The 17,916-nt window shown below is 66.1% G+C and carries 15 protein-coding genes; 7 read left to right on the top strand and 8 right to left on the bottom strand.

Annotation, left to right across the window (positions count from 1 at the left end; all coding sequences use genetic code 11):
* The 4 genes from ACI6S0_RS03455 to ACI6S0_RS03440 form a co-directional block, all read right to left on the bottom strand.
* Positions 1 to 4,206: a translocation/assembly module TamB domain-containing protein gene (locus tag ACI6S0_RS03455; protein WP_434404946.1), complete on the bottom strand. Its 4,206-nt coding sequence runs from the start codon at positions 4,204 to 4,206 to the stop codon at positions 1 to 3.
* A complete protein-coding gene (locus ACI6S0_RS03450) occupies positions 4,206 to 6,224 on the bottom strand; it encodes an autotransporter assembly complex protein TamA (RefSeq protein ID WP_434404943.1) in 2,019 nt (672 codons plus the stop codon). Before ACI6S0_RS03450 ends, ACI6S0_RS03455 begins: the two co-directional genes overlap by 1 nt.
* 128 nt (positions 6,225 to 6,352) lie before the next feature.
* Positions 6,353 to 6,823: a DUF1465 family protein gene (locus tag ACI6S0_RS03445; RefSeq protein WP_010337951.1), complete on the bottom strand. Its 471-nt coding sequence runs from the start codon at positions 6,821 to 6,823 to the stop codon at positions 6,353 to 6,355.
* Positions 6,824 to 6,943: 120 nt separating this feature from the next.
* Positions 6,944 to 7,123 carry a YdcH family protein gene (locus ACI6S0_RS03440; RefSeq protein ID WP_037492086.1) on the bottom strand — a complete coding sequence of 60 codons (180 nt, stop codon included), beginning with the start codon at positions 7,121 to 7,123 and terminating at the stop codon, positions 6,944 to 6,946.
* Between the two features lie 186 nt (positions 7,124 to 7,309).
* On the opposite strand from ACI6S0_RS03440, the gene ACI6S0_RS03435 reads away from it, so the two are divergent.
* Positions 7,310 to 7,468, top strand: a complete 159-nt coding sequence (locus ACI6S0_RS03435; protein WP_010337949.1) for a YdcH family protein — start codon at positions 7,310 to 7,312, stop codon at positions 7,466 to 7,468.
* A 292-nt stretch (positions 7,469 to 7,760) separates the two neighbouring features.
* Here the strand turns inward: ACI6S0_RS03435 and ACI6S0_RS03430 are convergent, their stop codons facing one another.
* The 3 genes from ACI6S0_RS03430 to ACI6S0_RS03420 all read right to left on the bottom strand — a co-directional run bounded on the left by ACI6S0_RS03430 (position 7,761) and on the right by ACI6S0_RS03420 (position 9,793).
* A complete protein-coding gene (locus ACI6S0_RS03430) occupies positions 7,761 to 8,129 on the bottom strand; it encodes a PilZ domain-containing protein (RefSeq protein WP_017501570.1) in 369 nt (122 codons plus the stop codon).
* A 76-nt stretch (positions 8,130 to 8,205) separates the two neighbouring features.
* Positions 8,206 to 8,670 carry an RNA polymerase-binding protein DksA gene (gene dksA / locus ACI6S0_RS03425; protein ID WP_004211401.1) on the bottom strand — a complete coding sequence of 155 codons (465 nt, stop codon included), beginning with the start codon at positions 8,668 to 8,670 and terminating at the stop codon, positions 8,206 to 8,208.
* 520 nt (positions 8,671 to 9,190) lie between these two features.
* The gene (locus tag ACI6S0_RS03420) at positions 9,191 to 9,793 is read right to left on the bottom strand and encodes a hypothetical protein (RefSeq protein ID WP_434404942.1); all 603 of its coding nucleotides are present in this window, start codon (positions 9,791 to 9,793) and stop codon (positions 9,191 to 9,193) included.
* A 55-nt stretch (positions 9,794 to 9,848) separates the two neighbouring features.
* On the opposite strand from ACI6S0_RS03420, the gene ACI6S0_RS03415 reads away from it, so the two are divergent.
* Complete coding sequence (locus ACI6S0_RS03415) at positions 9,849 to 9,983, top strand: hypothetical protein (RefSeq protein ID WP_257211453.1); 135 nt, start codon at positions 9,849 to 9,851, stop codon at positions 9,981 to 9,983.
* A gap of 56 nt (positions 9,984 to 10,039) precedes the next feature.
* Here the strand turns inward: ACI6S0_RS03415 and ACI6S0_RS03410 are convergent, their stop codons facing one another.
* Positions 10,040 to 10,480, bottom strand: a complete 441-nt coding sequence (locus ACI6S0_RS03410) for a host attachment family protein (RefSeq protein WP_168708741.1) — start codon at positions 10,478 to 10,480, stop codon at positions 10,040 to 10,042.
* Between the two features lie 88 nt (positions 10,481 to 10,568).
* Between ACI6S0_RS03410 and serS the strand changes: the two genes are divergently transcribed.
* The 5 genes from serS to ACI6S0_RS03385 all read left to right on the top strand — a co-directional run bounded on the left by serS (position 10,569) and on the right by ACI6S0_RS03385 (position 17,824).
* Positions 10,569 to 11,846: a serine--tRNA ligase gene (gene serS, locus ACI6S0_RS03405; protein WP_434404941.1), complete on the top strand. Its 1,278-nt coding sequence runs from the start codon at positions 10,569 to 10,571 to the stop codon at positions 11,844 to 11,846.
* A 14-nt stretch (positions 11,847 to 11,860) separates the two neighbouring features.
* On the top strand, positions 11,861 to 12,625 hold the full coding sequence (gene surE / locus ACI6S0_RS03400) for a 5'/3'-nucleotidase SurE (RefSeq protein ID WP_122129388.1): 765 nt from the start codon (positions 11,861 to 11,863) through the stop codon (positions 12,623 to 12,625).
* A gap of 23 nt (positions 12,626 to 12,648) precedes the next feature.
* A complete protein-coding gene (locus ACI6S0_RS03395; RefSeq protein WP_434404940.1) occupies positions 12,649 to 13,788 on the top strand; it encodes a peptidoglycan DD-metalloendopeptidase family protein in 1,140 nt (379 codons plus the stop codon).
* Entirely contained in the window at positions 13,785 to 14,843 is a 1,059-nt protein-coding gene (locus tag ACI6S0_RS03390) for a potassium channel family protein (RefSeq protein ID WP_434404939.1), read from the top strand. The genes ACI6S0_RS03395 and ACI6S0_RS03390 overlap by 4 nt, the downstream gene beginning before the upstream one ends.
* A 155-nt stretch (positions 14,844 to 14,998) precedes the next feature.
* On the top strand, positions 14,999 to 17,824 hold the full coding sequence (locus tag ACI6S0_RS03385) for a TonB-dependent receptor domain-containing protein (RefSeq protein ID WP_434404938.1): 2,826 nt from the start codon (positions 14,999 to 15,001) through the stop codon (positions 17,822 to 17,824).
* Positions 17,825 to 17,916: the final 92 nt, after the last annotated feature.

Genomic DNA, 17,916 nt, shown 5'->3' with positions numbered 1-17,916 from the left:
TCAATAATCCTTGGAAATACGCAGGTTGGCGCTCTGGCGGCCGAGGGTGGAAATGGCGCCTAGCAGGGACAGCCAGCGTGTCACCTGATATTCCATCCGGGTGGCGCTGTAGCCCTGCCCGTCGCTGATCAGTTCGACATAGGTCTTGCGGGTCAGATATTTGCCGGCGGCAAGCGAAGTGCCCTGCCCCTGGGTCGGATCGGCCGCGATGATGCGCAGACGATCCAAGCCCGCCGCCTTGCGCACTGCATTGATCGGATCAAGCCCGCCCTCACCCTGGAGCGAGCCGACCGCCGAGGCGAGCTGGAGCGCTTCGGGCGCGGACAGGTTGGTGATCGAGGTGCCGAACAGGATGCGCGAGAGCAGTTCGTCCTGCGGCAGCGATGGCACGGAATTGAAGCTGATGTCGGGCTTGAGGCCGGTGCCGCCGACATGGATGGTGGCGGTGAGGTCGCTGACGTCCGCCTCCGCATCGATGTCGAGCGTCGGGTTGACCGGGGTCTTGCCGTCGAACTGGATGCGGCCTTCGCGCAGTTCGAAGCGGCGGCCGGCAAATTCATAATTGCCGCGCACCAGTTCGGCCCGGCCGGCGATCGCCGGATTGGTGACGGTGCCGCCAATGTTGAGATCGGCGCGCCATTCGCTGTCGAGGCCAAGGCCGGTCACGGTCAGGCGATTGCGCGCCCGCGCCTTGACCGCCATGGTCCAGGGCTCGGCCGCGCGGGGGCGTTCAATCTCCTCGCCGCGCCGGTTGATCTCGATCACCTTGAGTTCGGGGATCTGGGCGACGGCGGCGGCACGCCCCATGGTGAAGCGGCTCCTGTTGAGGGTGACGTCGCCGCCAATCTCGCCGCCCTTGCCGTCGGAGCGGATGGTGAGCGGGCCGGTGACGGTGGCGGCGATATCGTCGCGTTCCAGCAGCGCGGCATTGTCCGCCTGGAAGGCGAGGTCCATGCCGACCCCGCCAATGCCGTTGAAGGTAAAATTGCCGGTGCCGGTCACGCTACCGCCATTCTGGGCATTGGCGGTGAAGCTGGAGAAGACCAGTTGCGCCCCGGCGAACCGGGCGCGCGCCTTGACGTTGCGCAGGCGCATGCCGGTGACCGGGCTGTTGAGCGCGGCATTGTCCGTCGCGAGCGAGCCGGTGATGACCGGATCGGCAAGCGTGCCATGCGCGTCGGCGGTGACGCTGACCGGGCCGGCAATGTCGACAATCTCCACGCCGGTGAGGCGCCAGAGCGTGTCGGCGGTGCCATTGAAGCGAAGCTGCGCGATCAGCGGCGCACCGTTGAGCCGTTCGACCAGACTGCCGGTCGAGATGAGCGGAGTGAGCAGCGCCTGGCCACGGCCGATGGTCTGGCCGTCGGCGACGAAGACCATGCGGGTGGCGAGCCGGTCGAGGGTCAGCACGGCGTTGACGCCGACATCGACCGGGCGGGAGCTGAGGGACAGGCCCGAGCGCGACAGGCCACGGATGCGCAGTTCCGCCTTGCCGGTCGGCAGGCCGCCGCGCGGACGGCTGTAGCTCAAGGTGCCGGTGGCCATGCCGCCCAGCCCCAGATTGTCATAGGCGATGTCGAGCAGGGCGAGCGGCATCTTCTGCGCGCGCGCCTCAATCCGGGTGGTTTCGCCGCCCAGTTCGCCCGCCAGTTGCAGCGTGCCGCCGGCATAGCTGATGGTCGCGGGCGACAGGCGCCAGCCATCCTCGGCGCGGGTGAAGAGCGCCGCGCGGGTCAGGCGGATCGGCCGCTTGTCGATCGTGCCGCTGGCCGACAGGCGGACCCGGTCGAGATCGACCTGGGCCTCACCCTTGAGGTCGAACAGGCGGCCGCGCTGGCCCGAGAGATTGCCCGAGACCTTGCCGCGCCCGTCGACCAGCGCGGCGGTGGCGTCGAGCCGGCCAAGCAGCATGCCGCCGACGCGCAGCCCGCGTGCCTGGGCGGTGGCGTTTATCGAGGTGCCATCGGGATCGAGCAGGATGGTGGCATCGAGCGAGCCGCGCCGCACGGCAATGGTCGAAGGGCCATCGAAGCTGGCGTCATTGGCGTCGAGATCGAGCTTCAACTGCTGGATGCCGCCGACCGGCTGGAAGCCGATCGTGCCGCTGACCGGGCCGGCGACCAGCAACTGGCCGTCGAGGCCGCCGGTGACGGGGCGGATGTCGCCGCTGGCGGTGACGCCCGAGACCGCGATGCGCGCGACGCGGACCACCGCCTGGCCGCCGGGCGGCAGCAAGATGCTGCCTTCGCCGGTGAACGGGCCGAGCGTCGATCCGCCATTGGCGGTGAAGCTGTAATTGCCGTCGGCGCCGGGCAGAAATTCGCCGCGCACGTCGCGCAGGCCGAGCGCATCCATCGGCCGCGCAAGCTGGACATGGACGATCGGCCGGTCGATCTTGCCATCGAGCACGACATTGACCGGGCCATATTGCTTGTGGCTGCCATTGCCTTCGAGATGGACGGTGCCGTCGCGGTGGCGCACGCCCTTGGCGTTGAGGCTGATGAGCGGCGCGTCGAGCCTCATGTTGGAGAAGCCGATCTCGCCGCCCGGTAATAGCGTCAGCGCGCTGCGGACCGTGGGCAGGCCGCCGCCCAGCCCCTTGAGGAAGGCATTGTCGAGCCGGCGGACCTTGGCCACCGCATTGCCCGACAGGCCGAAGGCGCCATTGGCGCCGGGGGCCGCACGCAGTTTCGAGTCCAGATCGACGATGCCGAGGCCGCGAATGAAGAGACCGCTGATCCGCCCGTCGATGCCGACATCATAGCGGCCGCTCTTAAGGTCGGCCATGACCAGCAGCTTGCCATTCAGGCGGTCCGACCGGAAAGGCATGGGGTTGCTGACGATCTGCTGCCCCTTGAACTGCAGCACGCCGTCGAGCGCGAAATTGCGGACGATGCCGGCGACCAGATCACCCTGCCCGTCGAGGCTGCGGGCGCGCAGCCGGACCGGCAGCAGCACCGGCCCGCTTTTCGCCTGGCGGCCCTTGCCGTCGATGCGGACATCGTTGATCTGGGTCTTGCCGAAGGCGAGTTGGCGCGCGGTGAGCAGATATTCATAGCCGAAGCCCGTGAATGGACCGTCGAGCCGGACCTTCGCCACCACGTCGCGGCCGCGCATATCCTTGAGCAACGCTTCGGGCCCGGCGAGGTTCATGTCGACGCGCAGATTGTCGAAGGCATTGTTACGCAGGTCGATGGCGCCGTCGGCGACCATGTCGATCGCGGCCGAGCGCAGCGTAAGCCTGCCATCGACCACCCGGTCGGCCAGCGTGCCCTGCGCGCCGATGGTGAGGCGCGGCGAGGCGAGACGCGGCAGCAGGCCCTTGCCGGGAATGGCGCTGCCCTCGATCGTGCCCTGGATGGTGTAGGCGCCGCTGCGCGCACCGAGTTTGAGGTCGGCGACGGGATTGCCGGCCAGGGTGGCGGCGAGGCGCCCATCCCATCTGGTCCAGCGCCCCTTGCCGCTGATGCGCAGATTGCCGTCCTGATTGAGGCCGGCCATCGCCGCCAGCACGCCGCCCCTGGGCGCATTGACGGTGACCGCCAGGTTGAACCGGTCATCGTCGGGCCGGCTGTCGAGCGTGAGGTTCAGGGCATCCTCCGCGCCGATCACGCGGGCCGACAGGTCGATGATCGCGCGGCCACCGCGAATGTCCGCATCGCCCGACAGGGTCGCCAGTTCGACCTTGCCGGTGACGGCGGGCGCGACGGTCAGCCGATCGACCGAGAACTGCATCAGGCGAATGTCGAAGCCCGGCAGGATCGGCCCCTGCCGCTCGCTGGGATTGAGTTTGGGCAGTTTGTGCAGGGTCGCCTGCGGGATCACCAGCCGGTCGATGTCGAGCCGGTTGGAGAGCCAGGCGAAGGGCCACCAGTCCAGTTCCACCCGCGGCGCGTCGAAGAAGCGGCCCTTGGGATCGGACAGGACGAGGCCGCGCAGCACCGCCTTGCGATAGATGCTGCCTTCGATCCGGTCGACATGGATGCGCAGGCCCGATGGCGGGCTGACGGCGGCGATGCGCGAGACGAGGAAGCGATGGCCGGGCGCGCTGTCGAGCCAGGCCAGCGTCGCCACCACGACCAGCAGCGCGAGCGCCAGTGCGCCCGCCAGCCAGCGCTGCCAGCGCCCGTCCCAGGCACGGCGGCGCGGCGGCGCGGCGGGGGGCGGCGGCACAGGCGGCTGGCTGTCGGGCGGCGGCGTTGCCATCAGAAGGCCTGCCCCAGCGAGACATAGACGGCGACCTTGGCATCGCCGGGCTGCGGATTGATCGGCGTGCCGACATCGACGCGGATCGGGCCGAAGCTGCTATAATAGCGCACGCCAAGCCCCGTGCCGACGCGCAGGTCGCGGAAGCGCGGCAGGAATGTGGTGGAGATATTGCCCGCGTCGAGGAAGGGGACGACGCCGAAATTGCCGAAGCGGATGCGCGCCTCGGCGGAAAATTCGATCAGGCTCTTGCCGCCGACCGGATCATCATCCGGGCCGTAGCGCGGGCCGATCGCCTGATAGCCATAGCCGCGCACCGACGCACCGCCACCGGCATAGAAGCGCCGCGAGGGCGCAATGCGATCGACCGTGGAGCCGAGGATGGTGCCGAGCCGGGTGCGCCCGGCGAGCACGACACGATCATTGATCGGCTGATAGGCGCTGGCGTCGACCTGCGCCTTGGCATAGCCGAAGGTCGAACCCTGAAAGGAGAGTTCCGGGCTAAGGCGGCCGCCGAGGCGGAAGCCCTTGCTGGGGTTGAGCAGGTCGTCGCTGCCATCATAGGTGAGGCTGAGCGGCACCGCGCCGATGAAGAAGGTACGGCGGCTGCCGCCGGAAAAGGCATCCGCTTCGTCCGAGGCGATGAGTTCGGCACCGACGCGCCAGACCCAATGCTTCTGGAACAGGATGTTGGTCTGCCGCTCCAGCCCGCCCGACAGGGTGATGGTGCGCGCGTCATAGGCGTCGCGGCGGATATTGCTGTAGGAGACGAGGCCAGTCAGCACATGGTCGCGCTCGCGGAAATTGTTGCGGCGATAGGTGGCCTGCGCCGTCTGTTCCTGGGTGCCGAGCACGCCGCGCAGGGTGAGCGATCCTTCGGGCGGGAACAGATTGCGATGCTGCCAGCTGACTTCCGCGCGATAGCCTTCGCCCGTGCCATAGCCCAGTTCGCCGGCAATGGTGCGCATCGGTGCCGGGCGCAGATCGACATCCAGGTCGACATGTTCGCCATCGCCCGCGTCCTTCGGCGTCAGGGTGACGGAGGAGACGAGGCCGGTGGTGACGATGGCACGACGCAGATCCTCCACATCGGTCGCGCGGTAGGTTTCGCCGGGTTCGAACCGCGCCATGCGCTGGAGATGGCGGGCGCTGAACACATCGTCATTGTCGAGCAATATCTGGCCGAAGCTGCGATAGCCGCCGGGGGTTACGATGATGTCGAGATCGCCATTGCGCGCTTCATGGTCGATCCGCACTTCGGGTTCGTCCACCCTGGCGAAGGGATAGCCATTTTCGCCCAGCTCCGTCGCCAGCGCGGTCTGGCCCGCCAAGATGCGGTCGGCGTTGATCGGATCGCCCGACTTCATCGTGAAGGCGCCGCGCAGCGTCTCCTCCCGCGGGCCGGTCTCGGCAAGGCCGGCAATCTCCACCGTGTCGAGGAGATAGAGAGGGCCCGGCGTGACATCGAAGATGACGGACAGCTTGTCGCTGCCGGCGGGCGGCGGCGCGACGCTGCCGCGCACCCGCGCGGCATAATAGCCGTCGGCGCGCAGCAACCGATCGAGCAGGTCGCTGTCTTCCTTCACCCGGCGGTTGATCTGGGCAAGGTTGGCGGCCTTCCCCTCCGACTGGTGCAGCACCGACAGGCTGTCGAAACGGGTCGCGACCTGATTGTCGCCGATCGCGTCGATACCGCGCAGGGTGACGCCATATTTGCGCTCCTCCCCGGCGTCGGTGAAGGTGACGACTTCCTCGGCCGGGCCGGTATCGGCGGCGTCGGCGGCCTGTTGCGCCGGCTGATCGGCCATGTCGGGCTCGCTGGCTGCAACCGGATCCTCCGGCAGCGGGGCGACCGTATCGGGCTGGCCCATGTCGGGCCAGTCGATGCCGATGTCGGGCATGGCATCGAGCGACGCGGAGGGATCGACCGGCGGACTGGCGGGATCGGCAGCGGGATTGGGCGCAGGCTGGGCCGCCTGCGCGAACGCAGTGCCGGCGGTGCAAAGCGCCAGGGACAAGAGACATAGCCCTGCGGCGCGCGGATCAACGGGAAAGCGGCGCCCTGTCCGCAAGCCATGGGTCATGCAGCCGGTCTAGACCAAGTCGGGGCGATTATGCCAGCCAAGAGATGGCGATGGCCCAATGGTCAGAAGGCGGTGTTGAGCCGATCCATGAGGGCGCGGGCCGGACTGTCGGCCAGCGGCGCGTCCGGCGACAGCATCCGCTCCTCCAGCCGAGCGACCCGGCCATAAAGCTCCTGGCTCGCCTCGATCAGCGAACGGGCGGCGAAGGGGAAGTCGCCGGCGATGCCCGGATCGGTGGCGGTGGCGCGGCCGAGCCGATATTTCTCATCGGCCACATCCGCGTCGCCAATCTCGCCGCGCTGCCAGGCGCGCTGGCTGAGCAGCCAGGCAATGATGTGCATCAGCCGGGTCGTCACCTTGAGCGATTCACAGGCGAAGGACACGCGGCGCAACGGATCGTCGGCGGCAAACTGCCCGGCCTCGTCCGCGTCGAAATAGGAGCGCGCCTCATCCGCCATCACCATCGCCTCCATATAGAGGCCATCGACAAGGCGGCGATGAAGGCCGGGATCAAGGGCGGCTGCGTTGCGCATAGGCCTAGCTGACATATCGCGATGCGATTGTCAGGGCCGTGGATGGCACCGGAAGCCCGCCTGTCCCATTTGGGATCGCTTTACGCCGCAGTCCCGCAATTTTGCGACGCGGCGGACGCATCAGGCGATGATGTCCGGGACAAGCGCATCTTCGAGCGCGACGATCTCGTCCCGCAGCCGCAGCTTGCGCTTCTTGAGGCGCGCGACCTGCATCTGGTCGCCCACCCCGCCATCGACCAGCGCCGCGATCGCGGCGTCGAGATCGCGATGCTCGACCCGCAGCAGCTCCAACCGGCGCATAATGTCTTCCCGGCTCACCAAGCCCCCGCCTTCCGAACCCAACATAGCCTCTCCTGATAGCCCGGCGCAGGCGCGCGGGCCATCGCAATTTTACCGACGACCCATCGCAAAGCGCGAATCATCGCGAGACAGGTCCGCCGAATCATGATCTACTTCGTCATCCATCACCCTCGTAAGGAGAATGTCATGGAAAATTCCCACGTTTCAGCTCTTTCCGCAAAGCATGCCGGGCTCGAAGCCCGGATCAAGGCCGAGTCGAGTCGGCCGATGCCCGACGACATTCTCGTCGCCTCGCTGAAGAAGCAGAAATTGCGGGTCAAGGAAGAGATGCAGGGCCGACATTAAGCCCGTTCCGCACGGAAAAGGCCGGGGCCGGATCACCGGACCGGCCATTTTCCTGCCAGCGGGACGCACAGCATCGATCCGGCCGGAACCCCGGCCAGATTTTCGACATAGTGCAACGGATGACGCCTAGCCGGGGAAGATGACCTGGCGATGACAGGCGTTCAGCGTGGCAACCTTCGCCTAGCGCTCACCCCAAGTGGAGGCGTCGCGGCGGCATGGAACAGGCCGCATATGAAAAGCCCCGCGCGGCGAACCGGCGGGGCCTTTTGCCAGCCCAACTAAATCATTGATATCAGCGGCGCGTGATCGTCGCGGAACGCAGATAGTCCGGCAGGGCCTGCCGCGACACGCCATTGGCAACCGGCTTGCGCGCCAGTTGCGGATCGATCGGCGCGTCGAAGGCAAAACCGATCTTGTCATCGCGCGACCAGGCGACCGCCCCCTCGACCAGGCCGACGCCGCGCAGTTCAAGACGAAGCCGCGTGCCGGCCGGGATGGCGCGTTCGCAATCCGCCATCAGGCCGGTGGCCGACAGATTGCGCACGCGCGCCTTGCCCAGATCGACGCCATCCAGCGTGCTGAGGCTGGTGAGCAGGAACAGGCTGTCGCGCGGCGCGGAACGAGCCGGTCCCCGATCAGAATTTCCCGTTTCCTTGTCCATGACTATTCCCGCAAAATGACACTTGGCCAACAGGATAGTCATGCGACGTGGAGAAAGGGTTAACCGCCACAGCGGGTTAATCGTCGCGGGAGACTTTTTCCTGACGCTCGTGCCGCTCCTGCGCCTCGACCGTCATGGTCGCGATCGGACGGGCTTCCAGCCGGCCCAGCGAGATCGGCTCGCCGGTGACTTCGCAATAGCCATATTCGCCTTCGTCGATACGGCGGAGCGCCGCGTCGATCTTGGAGATCAGCTTGCGCTGGCGGTCGCGGGTGCGCAGTTCGATCGACCAGTCGGTCTCGCTCGATGCGCGGTCATTGAGGTCGGGTTCGCGCAGCGGCTCATTCTGCAGCACGGCGAGCGTGCCTTCCGCTTCCGACAATATCTGCTTCTTCCAGTCCCAGAGACGCTGCCGGAAATATTCCTGCTGCAGGGGGTTCATGAATTCTTCGTCAGCCGACGGACGATAATCGTCCGGGAGTGTTACGGTCGATTTTGGCGGCTTCACACCGTCTTTATCGGAATTCAGTACCGATGCCATCTGGCTCTCCGACTCGAGAGGCCCCGGCGCTGTAAGTTCCGGGCGCCCATGACTTTTGTTTGAGCGGGCCTCATAGCCACCGCGACGAGGCGATACAAGCGGACAATGCGCACTCCGGCGCATCCCCTAGGCCAGCTGACGCACCCGGAACGGACAGCGCGACTCCATCAGGGTTTTCCCCGATCCGGCCATCGGGATGTCCATGCAGCCCATCCTTAACGTTCCACAATGACACGTTAACCATTGCGATTGACTCAAACGCCCGGTTTTTCGGACCTTTTACGGCGCAAAGATGGTTAATGCCCTTGCAGTTAACGCTTTATTTTGCGTTGGTATGCAGTAGGGAATGGCAGGGTTCACGCTACGGAAGGGTCCGATGGCGCGAATGGGTAAACAGGACTAGAGAAGATCCTATGTCGGTTCGGATGGCTTTGGCAAAATTGTGCGCCTGCACTTGTGGCGGCGCCATCATTGGCGGGGGCGCCGTCCATGTGGCGGAAAATGCGCGTCCGGCAACGGTCTACAGCACCAAGAGTGTGAAGGCCAAGCCGCGCCAGCGCGTCCTGGCCACGGCCAAGCGCCCGCCGGCCAAGAAGCCCGACCCGATCCGCGTGACTGTGACCACGCCGTCGCCGCCCATCCCGCTGCCCCCGCCGCCGGTGCAGGCAGCCCTGCCCCTGATGGCTGGTGGACCGACTCCGACCGCAGCGCCGATCGGCGGCAGCAGCGGCTTTGGCGGCAGCAGCGGTTTCATCGGCGGCTTCTTTGGTGGCGGCAGCAGCGGTGGCGGCACGGTGGTGATCTCTACCACCGGTTCGACGGGATCGACCGGTTCGAGCGGCTCCAACTCGCCCACGCCGCCAACCTCCACCACCAGCACGACGACCACGTCGAGCGGTTCGGATTCGCCGACTCCGCCGGGTGGAACGACCACGACGACCTCGACGTCGACCTCCACGTCGACATCGACCTCTACGTCCACATCGACGTCGACCTCTTCCTCGTCGGGCGCGACATCGACTTCCACGTCCAGTTCGACCTCGACCGGATCGTCGAGCTTTGGCAGCACGTCGACGAGCAGCTCGACCAGCAGTTCGTCGTCGACCTCGACATCGTCGGGCACCTCTTCGGGAACGCCGCCCGGTCCGCCGCCGCCGACCGATGTGCCGGCGCCGCCGATGGTGCTGCTGTTCGGTGCCGGTGCCGCCGCGCTGCTGATGCGCAAGCGCCTGGCCGATCGCAATACGGAGCTGTCGATCGAGGGCCATGGCCCGGCCAAGCCTATCCCGATCATCCGCACCGGCGACATCTGATAGAAAAAAGGGCGGCCCTGGGGCCGCCCTTTTCTTTTGCCGATTGGGTTTTCCACTCAACTGCGGGCGATGATCTTCTCGATTTCGGCCACGGGATGATTGGCCAGATCCTTGGCGATCTCCCCGACCAGCCGGTCCTGCACTTCCTTGTGATAATGTTTGCGCATCTCGCCCAATGCCGTCGGCGGGGCGACGATGATCAGCTTTTCATAATCCTGGGCAAAGGCGCGGCGCTTGAGCAGGTCGGCCGCTTCCGCCGCGAAGCGTGCCTCCTCCAGTTCATGGAAATCGGTCTGTTCCATACTGCTGCGATGGCTGCCGACCGAATTGAAGGCGCGGCCGGGGGCATCCGAAGCCTGGTCCCGGTCGGCTGGATTATCCTGCACCTTCACCTCTTCCGCCTCCAGCTGGGGAAAGGCGCGGTCGCCCTTGTTGCGGAAGAAGAGCAATTTGCGCCCGTCCGCCACCAGCACCATCGCATCATGATCGATCTGCATCGCCTTCTCCTTCATTTTGTGGATGCATCACCAACGGACGAAGGCGCACAGGGTTGCGTGGCCTCGTCCGCGACGGCATAGGGCAGCGATGCACGACATCCGCTTCATCCGCGAAAATCCCGCCGCTTTCGACGCCGCCCTGGCGCGCCGTGGCCTGGCCCCGCTGTCCGCCGACATATTGGCGCTGGACGAGAAGAGCCGGGCGCTCAAGACGGAGCTGCAGCAGGGGCAGGCCCGCCGCAACGAGGCGAGCAAGGCGATCGGCCAGGCGATGGCGGCCAAGGACATGGCAAAGGCCGAGGCACTGAAGGCAGAAGTCGCGACGCTCAAGGAAGGCACGCCGGCGCTGGAAGCGGAAGAGGCCGAGGTCGGCGCGGCGCTCAACGCCATGCTGGCGGCGATCCCCAACCTGCCCGCCGACGACGTGCCACAGGGCGCGGATGAAGCCGGCAATGTCGAGCTGAGCCGCTGGGGCACTATCCGCGCGTTCGATTTCGCACCGCAGGACCATGCCGATTTCGGCCCGGCGCTGGGGCTGGATTTCGAGGGCGGCGCGGCACTGTCAGGCGCGCGCTTTACCGCGCTGCGCGGCCAGATGGCGCGACTGCACCGCGCGCTGGCGCAATATATGCTCGACACCCAGAGCGGCACCAACGGCTATGAGGAAACCAACCCGCCGCTGCTGGTGCGCGACGAGGCGCTGTTCGGCACCGGCCAGTTGCCCAAATTCGCCGAGGATCTGTTCCGCACCACCGATGGTCGCTGGCTGATCCCGACCGCCGAAGTGTCGCTGACCAATCTGGTCGCCGAGCAGATCGTGCCGACCGACGCCCTGCCGGTGCGGCTGACCGCGCTGACCCCCTGCTTCCGGTCCGAAGCCGGTTCCGCCGGACGCGACACGCGCGGTTTCATCCGCCAGCATCAGTTCGAGAAGGTCGAGCTGGTCGCGATCTGCGCGCCCGAGGATTCGGACGCCGAGCATGAGCGGATGGTGCAGGCGGCCGAAGGCATCCTCCAGGCGCTGAACCTGCCCTATCGCAAGATGCTGCTGTGCAGCGGCGACATGGGCTTTGGCGCGCGCAAGACCTATGACCTGGAAGTCTGGCTGCCGAGCCAGGCGACCTATCGCGAGATCAGCTCCGTATCCAACTGCGGCGATTTCCAGGCGCGGCGGATGAACGCCCGCTACAAGCCGGAGGGGGAGAAGGCGACGCGCTTCCTTCATACCCTCAACGGATCGGGCCTGGCAGTGGGTCGCACGCTGGTCGCGGTGCTGGAAAATTACCAGCAGGCCGATGGCAGCGTGATCGTGCCCGACGTGCTGGCGCCCTATATGGGCGGCATCACCAGGCTGGAGCCGCGATAAAAAAGGAACGGGCGATGCGCATCCTCCTCACCAATGACGATGGCGTTCATGCGCCGGGGCTGAAGGTGCTGGAGGCGATCGCCCGCACCCTGTCCGACGATATCTGGATCGTCGCGCCCAGCGAGGAACAGTCGGGCGCGGGCCACAGCCTGACGTTGACCCGCCCGCTGCGCATTCGCAAGCATGGCGAGAAGCATTATAGCGTCACCGGCACGCCGACCGACGCGGTGATGATGGCGGTCGGCCATCTGATGAAGGATGCAAAACCGGACCTGGTCCTGTCGGGCGTCAATCGCGGCGCCAATCTGGCCGAGGACGTGACTTATTCGGGCACCGTCGCCGCCGCGATGGAGGGCGCGATTTCCGGCATCAAGTCGATCGCGCTGAGCCAGGTCTATGCCCGCGAGGCGATGGGCGACGCGGTGCCCTTTGCCGCCGCCGAAGCCTGGGGCGAACGGGTGCTGCGCCCGCTGATCGCGATGCCGGCCAGCCCTCGCCTGCTGTTCAACGTCAATTTTCCCGCGATCGACCCGGACAAGGTGAAGGGCGTGCGCGTGGTGCGGCAGGGCTTCCATGATATCGACCGGACGAAGATCATCGAGGGCACCGATCCGCGCGGCTATCGCTATTACTGGTTTGGCCTGGGCCGCAGCGATTCCGCGCCCGAGGGCAGTGATCTGGCGGCTATCGCAGAAGACTATATCGCGGTGACGCCGCTCCATTATGACCTGACGCAGGATGGCGCGCTGGCGGCGACGGCGCAGGCATTTTCGGACTGACTTACGCTCCGGGGGGAGACCATATGGCTGGACATTCAAGGGGGCGGCGCTGGCTGCCCATGGCGCCGCTGCCGCTGCTGCTGGCGGGCTGCATCCCTGCCCCCGTGCAGGACAGCGCGCCCTATGCCGCGCCCCTGCCCCCGACCCAGGCGGCGCCCGCCATTCCGCCATCGCCCAGCATGCCACCGCAGCCGGCCCAGCGCCCCTCGTCCGAACCGCAGATGATCGAGCGCAAGCCGGTCTGGACCGCGCAGCAGGTGACGACGAATGCGCGGACAGTGACCGCCAGCACCTATAGCGTGCAGCCGGGCGACACGCTGCGCGGCATTGGCAACCGCACCGGCGCGGGATCGGACGCGATCGCACGGGCCAACGGGCTGGCCCCGCCCTATGCGCTGCGGCCGGGGCAGAGCCTGTCGATCCCCGGCGGCCGCTATCATGCGGTGGCGGAGGGCGAGACCGGCATCGCCATCGCCGTGGCCTATGGCGTGCGCTGGAGCGACATTGTCGACATCAATGGCCTGACCGAACCCTATGTACTGCGGCGCGGGCAGCGGCTGCTGCTGCCCGGCGGCGAGATGCCGGCCGCCCCGGTGGCAGCGCAGCCGGTGCGGGCGCCCGCATCCAGCCTGGAGCAGCGCGCCGCCGCCTTCCGCATCGATATCGACGATGTGCTGACCGGCGGCCAGCCCGCCGTCGCCGAGGAGAAGCCGCGCACGATGGCCAAGACCCAGCCCCGCCCCCTGCCCTCCAATGTGCCGATCGCCCAGCCCAGCGGCTTTTCCGGCCCATTCGCCTGGCCGCTCAAGGGCAATATCCTCTCGCGCTTCGGCCCCGGCGAAAGCGGCGCCAAGAATAATGGCATCGACATTGCCGCGCCGATCGGCACGCCGATCAGGGCCGCGGCCGACGGCGTCGTCGCCTATGCCGGCGACAGCATCGCCGTGTTCGGCGGCCTCATCCTCATCACCCATGGCAGCGGCTGGGTCAGCGCCTATGGCCATGCCAACCGGATCGACGTGGTGCGCGGGCAGAAGGTGACGAAGGGCCAGGTGATTGGCCTGAGCGGTGACACAGGCTATGCCAGCAAGCCGAAGCTGCATTTCGAGCTGCGCAAGGACCGGGTGCCGATCAATCCCATGACCCAGCTGCCCACCCCATGAAGATCGCGCCGCCACCATCGGGATCGTCCATGGCCGGCTTTCTGCGGCGGCGATCGGCGCTGCCGGTCTGGGCGGACCTTGCCTGGCGGGTGGTGCTGGTCTTTGGCCTGATCGCGATCGTGCTGGCGCTCCACTGGTTCGGGCGCGATGGTCTCAAGGACAATTATGACGACCAGATCAGCTTCATCGACGTGCTCTATTTCACCACGGTCACCGTCACCACGGTCGGCTATGGCGATATCGTTCCGGTCTCGCCCGAAGCGCGCCTGTTCGAATCCATCTTCGTCACGCCGATCCGGCTGTTCGTCTGGATCATTTTCCTGGGCACCGCCTATAATCTCTTCTTCCGCAACATCCTCTACAGGTGGCGCATGGCACGTATTCAGGCCGATCTGCACAATCATATCGTCGTCACCGGTTTCGGCACCAGCGGCCAGGAGGCGGTAAACGAACTGCTGGCGCGCGGCACCGACCCGCGCGAGATCGTGGTGATCGACGGCAGCGAGAAGGCGCTGGACCATGCCGAGGCGCTGGGCTGCAACGTGCTGTGCGGCGACAGCACGCGCGACAAGACGCTGAAGGATGTCGCCATCCACCGCGCCCGCACGATGATCGTGTCGGCCGGGCGCGACGACACGTCGATCCTGATTACACTCACCGCGCGCCATCTGGCCCCGCGCCTGCCGATCAGCATTGTCGTGCGCAACGAGGATAATGAAGTGCCCGCGCGCCAGGCCGGCGCCACCACGGTCATCAACCCGGTCAGCTTTGCCGGGCTGCTGCTGGCCGGCAGCACCAGCGGCAAGCATATCGCCGATTATATGGCCGATCTCGCGGCATCGGGTGGCCGGGTGAAGCTGCACGAACGGCCAGTGCTGCCGCAGGAAATCGGCCAGCCCCTGTCCGCGATCGGCACCGGGCTTGGCGTGCGCATCTATCGCGGCGACCATCCCATCGGCTTCTGGGAGGAAGGTGCGCGCGCCCTGCAGACCGGCGACTGCATCATCGAGATCGTGGAAGAAACCGGCGCCACGCCCCGCGCCGACGATCAATAGGTTCAAACCAGCGACAGACTGAACATGTTTGTTGCGCCATAGCAACATATGGCAAAATTCGTGCTACCCACGGTGCAGCGCAGCATGAGGCCAATTGCCTTGCTGTCATAGAATGGCAACACTCCCCCTCAGGTCTGATTTTTGAGGGGTAGAATATGCGCTTGAAAAATGTCCTGAAAACCGGCGTCCTGCTGTCCGCCTTCCTTTATAACGCACCGTCTTTCGCCCAATCCACCGCGCCGCAGGCCGATGATGCCGGGGCCATCATCGTCACCGGATCGCGCATCCGCCAGAATCCGCTGGACCAGGACAAGCCGATCGTCACGGTCGATCAGGAAGCGATCGCGCGGACCGGCCTTTCCTCGATCGCCGACGTGCTGCAGCGCATTCCCAGCGCCGCCGGCGGCCTCAACACCAAGGTCAACAATGCCGGCAATATCGGCGGTCCGCCCGACGGCACCGGCGTCAGCTCCGGTTCGGCCGAAGTCGACCTGCGCTATCTGGGCGCCAAGCGCACGCTGATCCTGGTCGACGGCATGCGCTATGTGAACGGGTCGGCGGCCGGCGGCATTCCCGCCTCGGTCGACCTCAATTCGATTCCCGCCAACATGATCGAACGGGTCGAGGTGCTGCAATCGGGCGCCTCCCCGCTTTATGGTTCGGATGCGATCGCCGGCGTCGTCAACATCATCACCAAGCAATCGCAGAAGGGGCTCGACCTGTCGGCCCAGTTCGGCACCTATGAACAGGGCGATGGCGACACCTGGGACATCAATGCCAGCTATGGCGTCCAGAGCGAGCGCGTGTCGATCGTGTTCGGCGCCAATTATGTGAACCAGGGCAGCGTCGGCACGTCGGCCCGCTCGATCTCGCAATGGCCGACGCCGGGCGCCACCAGCTGCGCTGCCGGCGGCTGTTCCAGCGCGACACCCAATGGCCGCTATGACGTGCTGGGCCAGAGCCTGACGCTGAGCGCCCCGATCCTCGACCGGGCACCGGTGCTGTCGGACTATCGCAACTATAGTTCGGCAACCGACTCCTTCAATTTCCAGCCCTATAATTATCTGCTCACCCCGTCGGAGCGCTATGGCGGCTTCATCAACCTGAAGGCGGAGCTGAGCGACAATATCAACCTGCGCACGCGCATGGTCTATCAGCATCGCGGATCGACCACGATCGCCGCGCCGCTGCCGCTGTTCATCGGCCCGGATGCCGGCAACGGCAATCTGCTCGACACCATCTCGATCGATGCCAGCAACCCCTATAACCCGTTCGGCGTGACGCTCTCGTCCGGGGCGGACGGAACGCCGGCCAATTATTCGACGGTTCGCCGCCGCTTCGTCGAAGGCGGGCCGCGCACCTTTACCCAGAGCGTCGATACCATGACCATGGCCGCGACGCTGGACGGATCATTCGATGTCGGTTCGCGCACCTGGTATTGGGACGTCAACGGCATCTATGGCAGCAACAATGCGCACCAGACCTTCACCGGCAACCTGAACGCATCCAAGCTGGCCCAGGCGCTGGGTCCGGTCGGCAACTGCACCGGCGAATGCGTGCCGTTCAACATCTTCGGCGGCGCGGGATCGATCACCCAGGCCATGCTGGATTATGTGACGTTCGACGAACATGACCGCAGCACCCAGGAATTGTGGGACGCCACCGCCAACCTGTCGGGCGAATTGTTCGACCTGCCCGGCGGCGCGGTCGCCTTCGCGGTCGGCTATGAACATCGCGACCAGCGGGCGAGCTACACGCCCGATCCGATCATCACGGCGGGCCTGGGCGCCGACGTGCCGACCAGTCCGGCGGCGGGCAGCTTCAATGTCGATGAAGTCTATGGCGAAATCCGCATCCCGATCCTCGCCGACGTGCCCTTCTTCCAGAAGCTGGAGCTGGACGGCGCGGTCCGCCATTCCAACTATAGCAGCTTTGGCAGCAACACGACCTTCACCGCATCGGGCCTGTGGAAACCGGTCAAGGATCTGTTGTTCCGCGGCGGCTATGCCGAAAGCCTGCGTGCGCCAAGCATCGGCGAACTCTATGCCGGCCGTTCGCGCACCGACGCGACGATCGACGACCCCTGCACCAGCGCGGCGGGCGGCGCGTTCCAGACCAATGCCACGGTCCGCGCCAACTGCATCGCCAATGGCGTGCCGGCCGATGGCAGCTATGCCGAACCGACCGGTGGCCAGCTCGGCATCTTCTCGCAGGGGTCGACCGCGCTGAAGCCGGAAACGGCCAAGACCTGGACGCTCGGCGGCGTCTACAGCCCGTCCTGGGCGCGCGGCAATTATGCCACCACCCTGACGCTGGAGGTCAATTACTATAATATCAGCCTCAAGAACGCGATCGACTCGGTCCCGGCCTCGCTGACCCTGTCGCGTTGCGCCTATGAGGCCGATCCGGTGAGTTGCGCCGCCATCAGCCGCACCGGCAGCGGCAGTGTCGCGGGCATCAACGGCGTGTTGCAGAACCTGAACGCCATCAAGACCGACGGCATCGACGCCTCGTTCAACTATCGCTCGCCGGTGATTTCGAACGGCACGATCGGCCTGAACGTCAACGCAGCCTGGCTGTTCAAATATAATGTCGAGCCGCCGGCCGACCTGAATGCGCCGACCCAGAAATATGCCGGCACCGAACGGGGCAGCCCGGATCAGGCCTATCCCAAGTTCAAGGCCAATGCGACGCTCGACTGGTCGACGCCGGGTTATGGCGCGTCCTTCACCGGCCGCTACATCAGCGGCGTCGATGAACGCGACGGCGAGCATTCGCTGGGCCGCACCTTCTATGGTGACATCCAGCTCTATATCTCGCCGGCCTGGATGGACCATCGCACCCGGCTGACCTTCGGCGTCAACAATCTGTTCGATCAGGATCCGCCGGCCTGCTTCACCTGCGACAGCGCCAATTTCGACCCGACCACCTATGATGTGCCGGGCCAGTTCGGCTACATCCGCCTGTCCTACAAGATGTGATAGATTAGTCGCTTAGCCATGGCGAAGGGCGCGCCCATTTGGGCGCGCCCTTTGTCTTTTCGGCTACCCCGTGACATTTGGCGCAAAAATCC

It is taken from the genome of Sphingobium sp. DN12, from assembly GCF_051058005.1.
GTDB lineage: Bacteria > Pseudomonadota > Alphaproteobacteria > Sphingomonadales > Sphingomonadaceae > Sphingobium > Sphingobium yanoikuyae.
The sequence above is the reverse complement of the archived record's forward strand: the minus strand, read 5'-3'. Positions and strand labels throughout refer to the sequence as shown.